Genomic DNA, 453 nt, shown 5'->3' on the forward strand with positions numbered 1-453 from the left:
CGGATTGGGTTCTTTACGGCATTCTTCATATTTAGATTTGCGCTCTTTGTTGTGAGCCTTGTACCATTCCTCGCTCTTTGCGCCCTCGTCGCAGCCGGTGAGCAGAATGGAAGTCAGCAGTCCCAGTAAAATCAGTCCAGTTTTCATCGTATCTTCCTTTTAATTAATGAATTGCGACAGCAATTACAGTCACCTGACGTGTCCAGTTTCACGTCTCGGCGGAATTGAAGCTTTCTGTCCAACCGGCGAGGAATGGAGACGCCAGATCACAATGGAAATCGCCGTAATGAACAGGGTAATGATGGCAGATAAAAGCAGCGTGCCGTATGTGCCGTATCGCTCCAGCAATATGGCGTAAGCTGAGGGAGCGACCGCCGCGAGGAAAAAAGCTGGTGACAGCAGCACGCCTGTTCTTCGGGCATAGTGCTTCGGATCAAACAGCACAAGAGGCAG

At 50.3% G+C, this 453-nt stretch carries 1 protein-coding gene and 1 pseudogene; both read right to left on the reverse strand.

What is annotated here, in order from left to right; translation table 11 throughout:
* The coding region (locus tag MXF20_RS23490) for an EexN family lipoprotein (protein ID WP_418936874.1) at positions 1-147 on the reverse strand (147 nt) is incomplete at its 3' end.
* A gap of 42 nt (positions 148-189) precedes the next feature.
* Positions 190-453 (reverse strand): annotated as a pseudogene (locus MXF20_RS23230) (hypothetical protein); the annotation flags it as partial.

This window comes from Pantoea dispersa (assembly GCF_035783935.1).
Lineage (GTDB): Bacteria > Pseudomonadota > Gammaproteobacteria > Enterobacterales > Enterobacteriaceae > Pantoea > Pantoea dispersa_C.